At 68.5% G+C, this 7,845-nt stretch carries 7 protein-coding genes; all 7 read right to left on the bottom strand.

Annotated elements, in window-relative coordinates; translation table 11 throughout:
* Positions 1–725, bottom strand: a 725-nt coding sequence (locus J8I34_RS32525; protein WP_305826464.1) for a biotin carboxylase N-terminal domain-containing protein, incomplete at its 3' end; no start/stop codon positions are given.
* A gap of 110 nt (positions 726–835) precedes the next feature.
* A complete protein-coding gene (bioB, locus tag J8I34_RS32520) occupies positions 836–1,858 on the bottom strand; it encodes a biotin synthase BioB (RefSeq protein WP_133098118.1) in 1,023 nt (340 codons plus the stop codon).
* 23 nt (positions 1,859–1,881) lie between these two features.
* Entirely contained in the window at positions 1,882–2,619 is a 738-nt protein-coding gene (gene bioD / locus J8I34_RS32515) for a dethiobiotin synthase (protein WP_209808312.1), read from the bottom strand.
* Positions 2,616–3,830: an 8-amino-7-oxononanoate synthase gene (gene bioF / locus J8I34_RS32510; RefSeq protein WP_209808310.1), complete on the bottom strand. Its 1,215-nt coding sequence runs from the start codon at positions 3,828–3,830 to the stop codon at positions 2,616–2,618. The genes bioD and bioF overlap by 4 nt, the downstream gene beginning before the upstream one ends.
* Positions 3,820–5,220: an adenosylmethionine--8-amino-7-oxononanoate transaminase gene (gene bioA / locus J8I34_RS32505; RefSeq protein ID WP_209778141.1), complete on the bottom strand. Its 1,401-nt coding sequence runs from the start codon at positions 5,218–5,220 to the stop codon at positions 3,820–3,822. The genes bioF and bioA overlap by 11 nt, the downstream gene beginning before the upstream one ends.
* A gap of 714 nt (positions 5,221–5,934) precedes the next feature.
* Positions 5,935–6,723 carry an enoyl-CoA hydratase/isomerase family protein gene (locus tag J8I34_RS32500; RefSeq protein WP_029047302.1) on the bottom strand — a complete coding sequence of 263 codons (789 nt, stop codon included), beginning with the start codon at positions 6,721–6,723 and terminating at the stop codon, positions 5,935–5,937.
* 44 nt (positions 6,724–6,767) lie between these two features.
* A complete protein-coding gene (locus J8I34_RS32495) occupies positions 6,768–7,658 on the bottom strand; it encodes a dienelactone hydrolase family protein (RefSeq protein WP_209778145.1) in 891 nt (296 codons plus the stop codon).
* Positions 7,659–7,845 lie beyond the last annotated feature (187 nt).

Raw genomic sequence — 7,845 nt, 5'->3', positions numbered from 1 at the left:
GCCTCTTCCAGCACCTTCTGGTGCCGGCGCTGCACCGAGCAGTCGCGCTCGAACAGGTAGACGCAGTTGCCGTGCGTGTCGGCAAACACCTGGATCTCGATATGGCGCGGGCGGGTCAGGTATTTCTCCACCAGCACCTTGTCGTCGCCGAAGCTGGCGCTGGCCTCGCGCTTGACCGATGCCAGCGCGGCCTCGAAGCCATCGCCCGACTCGACCACGCGCATGCCCTTGCCGCCACCGCCCGCGCTGGCCTTGAGCAGCACCGGGTAGCCGATGCGGTCGGCCTCGCGGCGCAGCAGCGCCGGATCCTGGTCTTCGCCGTGGTAGCCCGGCACCAGCGGTACGGCAGCGCGCTCCATCAACTGCTTGGCCGCGCTCTTGCTGCCCATCGCGTAGATGGCGGAAGCCGGCGGGCCGATGAAGACCAGCCCCGCCGCGACGCAGGCCTCGGCGAAGGCTTCGTTTTCGGACAGGAAGCCGTAGCCCGGGTGGATCGCCTGGGCGCCGGTCTCCTTCGCCATTTCAATGATGTGATCGGCGCGCAGGTAGCTGTCGCGCGCGGCGGCGCCGCCGATATGGACGGCTTCGTCGCAGAAGGCGACGTGGCGCGCATCGGCGTCGGCATCCGAGTACACCGCGACGGTGCGGATGCCGAGCCGGCGGCAGGTGGCGGCGACACGGCAGGCGATCTCGCCGCGGTTGGCGATCAGGATCTTGCTGAACATGGCTCCCTCCTTGTTATGCCGTTATCGGCATCTTACGGCGGGGAGGTGTCCAATGGGTTAATTCCGCGTCGCTATCTCGCGCAACCATGCCGCGTGACTATTCCGCGTGATTACCCCGCGTAACCCTCCGCGCGGATGTCCAGGCGGGCCAGCAGGGCGCGATCGCGGTCGGCTTGCGGGTTGCCGGTGGTCAGCAGCTTTTCGCCGTAGAAGATGGAATTGGCGCCGGCCATGAAGCACAGCGCCTGCAAGGCCTCATCCATGGCCTCGCGGCCAGCGGACAGGCGCACCATCGCCCCGGGCATGGTGATGCGGGCCACGGCAATGGTGCGGACGAACTCGAACGGGTCCAGCGCCTCGGTGCCGGCCAGTGGCGTGCCTTCGACCTGGACCAGGTTGTTGATGGGCACCGACTCCGGGTACGGGTCCATATTGGCCAGCTGGGCGATCAGGCCGGCGCGCGCCTCGCGCGATTCGCCCATGCCGACGATGCCGCCGCAGCAGACGTTGATGCCGGCGTCGCGCACGTGGCCGATGGTGTCGAGCCGGTCCTGGTATGTACGCGTGGTGATGATCTTGCCGTAGAACTCGGGCGAGGTATCCAGGTTGTGGTTGTAGTAGTCCAGCCCGGCTTCCTTGAGCTGCTGCGCCTGCTCCGCCTTGAGCATGCCCAGCGTGACGCAGGTCTCCAGGCCCATCGCCTTGACCTCGCGCACCATGTCCATCACGGGCTCGAGGTGGCGGTCCTTGGGGCTGCGCCAGGCGGCGCCCATGCAGAAGCGCGTGGCACCGTTGGCCTTGGCGGCGCGCGCGGCGTCGAGCACCTCGTCCAGCGCCATCAGCTTCTCGGCCTTGACGCCGGCGTCGTGGTGCGCGCTTTGCGGGCAATAGCCACAGTCCTCCTCGCAGCCGCCGGTCTTGATCGACAGCAGCGTCGACAACTGCACGGTGTTGGCGTCGAAGTTCTCGCGATGCACCTGCTGGGCGCGGAACAGCAGGTCGTTGAACGGCAGCGCGAACAGTGCGGCGACGTCGTCGACGCGCCATTTGGCGTCGTCGGGCAATGCGTGCTGGCGGGCGGTCTGGCGCAGCGATTCGGCGGAGATGGTGGTAACGGTGTGGGCTTGGGTCATGTTGTTTTCAGTCGGATTCTGGTTCAGGCAGCGAGGCTGGCGGCCTCGGCCCGGGATTTGGCGGTGGCGGCAAACAGCGGCGCGAGGTCTAGGCGCGTAGCGGCGGCGGCGGGGTCGAGTTGCCAGGGCAGCTCGCCCAGGCACGGCGCGTCCAGCGATGCATGCAGCGTGGCGATGTTCTCGTCGGCGAGCAGCATGTCGGGGTCGACCCGGTTGGCGATCCAGCCGGCCAGCACCAGGCCGCGCGCGCGGACCGCTTCGGCGGTCAGCACCGCGTGGTTGAGGCACCCCAGGCGGATGCCGACCACCATCACCACCGGCAGGCCCAGCATCACGGCCAGGTCGGCGGTGCTCCAGCGCACGGCGCCGGCGTCGAGCGGAACGTGGAACCCGCCCACGCCCTCCACCACCACGGCATCGGCCTGGCGGCGCAGCGCGTCGAACGCTTCGCGGATCGGCGCGCGCGTGATGCGCACCCCTTCGTGCGCCGCCGCCAGGTGCGGCGAGCACGGCGTGCGCAGCAGGAACGGGCAGGTATGGCCGAGCGGCACCGTCACCGAACTGGCGGCGCGCAGCTGGGCCACGTCGTCGTTGTGCCAGTGGCCGTCGCGCCATTCGCTGCCGCTGGCGACCGGCTTCATGCCCGCGGTGCGGTAGCCGGCGCCGTGGAGCGCATGCAGCAGCGTGGCGCTGGCGTGGGTCTTGCCGACGCAGGTATCGGTGCCGGTCACAAAGCACGCGAAATTGCGCGGCGCAATCATGCAGCCTCCTTGCACGCGATCGCACCGGCTAGTGCGTCCAGCAGCCGTTGCACGTCGGCTTCCTCGTGTGCAGCGCACAGCGTGATGCGCAGCCGCGCCGTGCCCTCCGGCACCGTCGGCGGCCGGATCGCGCCGACGCGGATGCCGCCGGCCTCCAGCGCCGCCGACAGCGCCAGCGACGCCGCGTTGTCGCCAATGATCAGCGGCTGGATCGCGGTCTGGCTCTCGCCCAGCGACCAGCCGGCGCTGGCGGCCAGCCGTCCCAGGCCTTCGCGCAGCAATGCAATGCAGCGCATCAGTTGCGCACGGCGTTGCCGGCCTTCCTCGCCTTCGATGATCGCCAGGCTCGCCAGCAATGCATGCGCCACCGCAGGCGGCGCGGCCGTGGTGTAGATATACGGCCGCGCGGTGTTGACCAGATGCTCGATCACGGTCTCATGCGCGGCGACAAACGCGCCCGCCACGCCGGCGGCCTTGCCCAGCGTACCGATATAGACAAAGCGCTCGGACGACAGCCCCAGCGCTTCCAGCACGCCGTGGCCCTGCTCACCCAGCACGCCGAAGCCATGCGCGTCGTCGACGATGATCCACGCGTCGTAGCGCTCGGCCAGCTCCAGCAGCCGGCGCAGCGGCGCGACGTTGCCGTCCATGCTGAACACGCTGTCGGTGACAATCAGCTTGCGCTCGCTGGTGCTCGCCGCCAGCAGCGCTTCCAGCGCGGCGGTGTCGCAATGCGGATAGCGCTGCACGTCGGCGCGTGCCAGCCGTGCGCCGTCGATGAGCGAGGCGTGGTTGAGCGATTCGCAGAACAGCGTCGCGCCGGCCGTGCCCAACGCGGTCAGCACCGCCATGTTGGCCATGTAGCCGGTGCAGAAGTACAGCGTCTGCGCGTGCGGGATATGCGGCGCGAACCAGCGTGCCAGCTCTTCCTCCAGCTGCGCATGCGCGAGCGAGTGGCCGCTGACCAGGTGTGACGCGCCGCTGCCGGCACCGTAGCGGTGCGCGCCTTCCGCCAGCGCGGCGATCACCTGCGGATGGTTGGCCAGTCCGAGGTAATCGTTGCTGCAGAACGTCAGCAGCGATTGGGGTTGCACGTCGACGGCGCCCACCGCCTGATGCGGCGCGCACGCGGTGTGGGCGATGCGGCGGCGGCGCGTCAGGGCCAGTTGCTGGCGCTGCGCGGCGGCCTGTTTCAGTTGTTCAAGCAGCATGGCGGACCTCCGCGCTGGTGGTGGTGACATCGTCGAGCGTGGCCAGCAGTTGCTGGCCCAGCCAGTGCGCCTGGGCGGCATCGAAGACATAGGGCGGCAGCACGTACAACGTATTGCCGATCGGGCGAACCAGCAGTTCGCGTGCCCGCGCGGCATGGTGGAAGCGCGCGGAGAAATCGGCGCCTGCCACATCGTCGCGCACGTCGGCGGCCCAGATCAGCCCGCGCTGGCGCACGTGCTGCAGGCGCGCGTCGGCGGCCAGCGGCGCCATCGCGTCGGACAGCCAGCGGGCGCGTTCGCGGTTCTGTTCGATCACGTTGTCCTGCTCGAACAGGTCGAGCGTGGCCAGCGCGGCGCGGCAGGCCAGCGGGTTGCCGGTGTACGAGTGCGAATGCAGGAAGCTGCGCGCCAGTTCGTCGGCGACGAAGGCACGCTGGATTTCAGGGCGCGACAGCACCAGCGACAGCGGCAGGTAGCCGCCGCTGATGCCCTTGGACAGGCACAGGAAATCGGGCCACGCATGCGCGGGCAGCGCAGCCTCGGTGCGCCGCGACTGCTCCCATGCGAAGAAGGTGCCGGTGCGTCCGCAGCCGACCGCGATCTCGTCGGCGATCAGGTGCACCCGGTAGCGATCGCACAACGCGCGCGCGCCGTCGAGATAGGAGGGGTCATGCATCGCCATGCCGGCGGCGCCCTGCACCAGCGGCTCGACGATCAGCGCGGCGATCTGGCCGGCGCGCTCGCGCAGCAGCGTTTCCAGCTCCGCCAGCGCGCGCGCGGCCACGTCGGCCGCCGATTCGCCGCGCACGGCCTGGCGCGCGTCGGGCGACATCACCACATGCGCGCGGCGGATCAGCGGGTCGTAGGCGTCGCGGAAGATTTCCACGTCGGTCACCGCCAGTGCGCCAACGGTCTCGCCGTGGTAGCCGTTGCGCAGGCAGACGAACTCGCGCTTGGCAGGCAGCCCGGTGTTGCGCCAGTAGTGGAAGCTCATCTTCAGCGCGATCTCGACCGCCGAGGCGCCATCCGAGGCGTAGAACACATTGCCGAGCGCGCCGCCGCTCAGCGCGGACAGGCGCTCGGCCAGTTCGACCGCGGGGGCGTGGGTGCAGCCGGCGAGCATCACATGCCCGAGCGTTTCCAGCTGGCCCGCCAGCGCGGCGTTGATGCGCGGGTTGGCATGGCCGAACAGGTTGACCCACCACGAACTGGTGGCGTCGAAATAGCGGCGGCCGTCGGCATCGAACAGCCACGGGCCTTCGCCGCGCACAATCGCCAGCGGCAGGGCGTCGTCATCGGGGCGCAGGCGGGTGCAGGGGTGCCAGACCGCATTGCGGCTGCGCTGGCCCAGCGACTGCTCGCCGCCTGGGGAAAGGGACAGGTGATCCAAGGTAGCCCTCCTTTGTTGACCGTCTGCGTGCGCATTGCTGCAACGCGGCTGACGGTTGGAAGGGTCATGTTAGGAACGTCCGCGCGGGATTGGCAATGAAGGCGATTTTTTTGTTTTGGGCGCCGGTTCGCGTGATTTCGACGATTTTATAGGGGTGAAGCATGGAACTTGGGAGTTGCGTGCCGCGATCTCCACGCAAAATGGATGGAGGTTTTTTTGAGGCCTGGCTCCGTTGACGCTCCGGCCCTCTCCCCCGGCGCCTCTCCCGCGAGCGGGAGAGGGGAGCAAACAAGCGTGGGAGAAGCCGTTGGAGGGTTCGCCAGCGATAGCGCTAAGCGAGCGCAGCGATGCGTTCCATGCCCGAGCACATGACCTGCGATGCTGACGGCGCGCAGCGCAGCCGTAGGCGTCCCTACGTTGGCGTCAGCAGCAGGGACCATCCACAGCTCGGGGCTGGTCCAAAAACTGCGTCAATCCCGGGCCACCATGGCGCACCACGGCGGCAGGCAGCCCTGCTATGTGAGGAAGCGCAGCCCCGTACGAAAGCCCCGGCACACTACGATAAGAGTGGCCGCCCGCCCAGGGCAGTAACGCGCTTTTTGGTTACTTTTCGTCGCTCGGACAAAAAGTGACCCGCCCAGGAGGGCGGAACCAGGCATATCAAGCACTACCAGATGCCAGCCGCAGGCAAGGCATCCAAATCATCGCCCCCCCTCAGGCCGGCCGCCACGACGGCGTCCGCTTTTCCAGGAACGACCTCACCCCTTCCTTCCCTTCCTCCGACGCCCGGATCTTCGCAATCCGATCCGCCGTATCCGCCAGCAGGTCGTCATCGATCACCTGCCCCGCAATATCCTGCACCAGCCGCTTGCTCTCGCGCACGGCATTGGGGCTGTTGCCGACCAGCGCGGTCGCCAGCTCGGCCACCTTGGCGTCGAGCGCCTCGGCCGGCACCACCGCATGCACGAAGCCCAGCCGCAGCGCCTCGGCCGAGTCGAAACGCTCCGCGGTGATGAAGTAACGGCGCGCCGCCTGCTCGCCCATGGCGCGGATCACATAGGGGCTGATGGTGGCGGGAAGCAGCCCCAGCCGCGCCTCGGACAGGCAGAAATGCGCGTGCTCGGCGGCCACCGCGATGTCGCACGCGGCGACCAGCCCCATGCCGCCGGCGTAGGTGTCGCCCTGGATGCGCGCAATCACCGGGCGCGGGCACGACCACACCGTATACAGCATCTGCGCCAGCGTCAGCGCGTCTGCGCGGTTCTGGTCGTCGGAGTAGCCGGCCATCTTCTTCATCCAGTTCAGGTCGGCGCCCGCGCAGAAGGCCGGTCCGTTGCCGGCCAGCACGATGGCGCGCACCTCGTCCATGTCGCCGAGTGCGCGGAAGGCGCCGGTGACTTCCGCGATCACGGTCTCGTTGAAGGCATTGCGCACGTCTGGCCGGTTCAGCGTCACGGTGGCGACGTGGTTGGCGATATTGACGGTGAGGGTGGTGAATTCCATGGTTCGCTCCGTTGGCGGATGTCTGAATGGTTAGCGGGTGCGGCTCAGGAGCCGGTCTCGAACGGCAGGCCGAGCGAGTGGAAGAAGGCGGCGACCTCGGGTAGCCACAACGGGATGCCTTCGCGCGCGCTGAACAGCCGGTGCGAGTCGTTGGCGAACTCGCCCACGTCGAACAGCCGCGCATTGGCCGCTTCGCCTTTGGCCTGCGCCTTGTATGCGTTGAACATGCGGCCGGGCAATGGCACCGGCCAGTAGCTGTCGTTGTCGCCGTACACCCATAGCGACGGGTAGCGCGCCGCGCTGCCGTAGCTGGCGAAGGCGTCGACCAGCCGGCCTTCCCAGTCCGCGCAGTTCAGGTTGCGCAGCCCGCCGGCAAAGTTGACCACGCCGCGCACGCCGGGATAGCCGATGGTGCTGAAGGCCATGGTGGTCAGCCCGCCTTGCGATTGCCCGATCACCACGATGCGCTCCATGTCGATATAGGGGAGCGTGGCCATGTAGTCGAGCGTGGCGACCACGTCGTCGGCCTGCATCATGCCGTTGGACTCGATGTCGCAGCTGCCGCCCACGTAGGCGCCGCCCGAGCGCGCGAAGCCCTGCCGCATCGGCAGCACCACCACGTAGCCGCGGCGCAGGAACTCGGCGCTCTGCGCCGCGAAACGTGCGCGCCCCTGCGTGAAAGGGCGGCCAGGCGCCTTGCCGTGGTTGATCACCACCAGCGGAAACGGCCCTTCTCCCGGCGGCTTGAACACCGTGGCTTCCAGGTCGATGCGCGACGGGATCGCGGCCTTGGGCAGCATCACCACCTGCTCGGTAAAGCGCATGCGCGGCGTGGCCTGCCCGGCGCCGGCCCCCGTCTGCGCCGGCGCCGGCAAGGCCGGCAGCAAGGCGAGCACCGTGGCAAGGCAGGAAAGCAGACGGGTCACGCAACGCATGGAAGTGGAAGCCCAAAAAACCGATGAAGCCGATGAAACCAGACAAAGCGATGAAGAAGATAGAGCCGATGCCGTGACGGCGTTACATGCGGAACACGCCGAACTTCATATCCTCGATCGGCGCGTTCAGGCTGGCCGACAGGCCCAGCCCCAGCACCGTGCGCGTCTGCGCGGGATCGATCACGCC

It is taken from the genome of Cupriavidus phytohabitans, from assembly GCF_017815025.1.
Classification (GTDB): domain Bacteria; phylum Pseudomonadota; class Gammaproteobacteria; order Burkholderiales; family Burkholderiaceae; genus Cupriavidus.
The sequence above is the reverse complement of the archived record's forward strand: the minus strand, read 5'-3'. Positions and strand labels throughout refer to the sequence as shown.

What these genes read in the sequence shown, in the direction of transcription:
- bioB (WP_133098118.1), bottom strand. Translation starts at nt 1,858, where the DNA reads ATGACCCAAGCCCACACCGTTACCACCATCTCCGCCGAATCGCTGCGC.
- J8I34_RS32500 (WP_029047302.1), bottom strand. Translation starts at nt 6,723, where the DNA reads ATGGAATTCACCACCCTCACCGTCAATATCGCCAACCACGTCGCCACC.
- bioF (WP_209808310.1), bottom strand. Translation starts at nt 3,830, where the DNA reads ATGCTGCTTGAACAACTGAAACAGGCCGCCGCGCAGCGCCAGCAACTG.
- bioD (WP_209808312.1), bottom strand. Translation starts at nt 2,619, where the DNA reads ATGATTGCGCCGCGCAATTTCGCGTGCTTTGTGACCGGCACCGATACC.
- J8I34_RS32495 (WP_209778145.1), bottom strand. Translation starts at nt 7,658, where the DNA reads ATGCGTTGCGTGACCCGTCTGCTTTCCTGCCTTGCCACGGTGCTCGCC.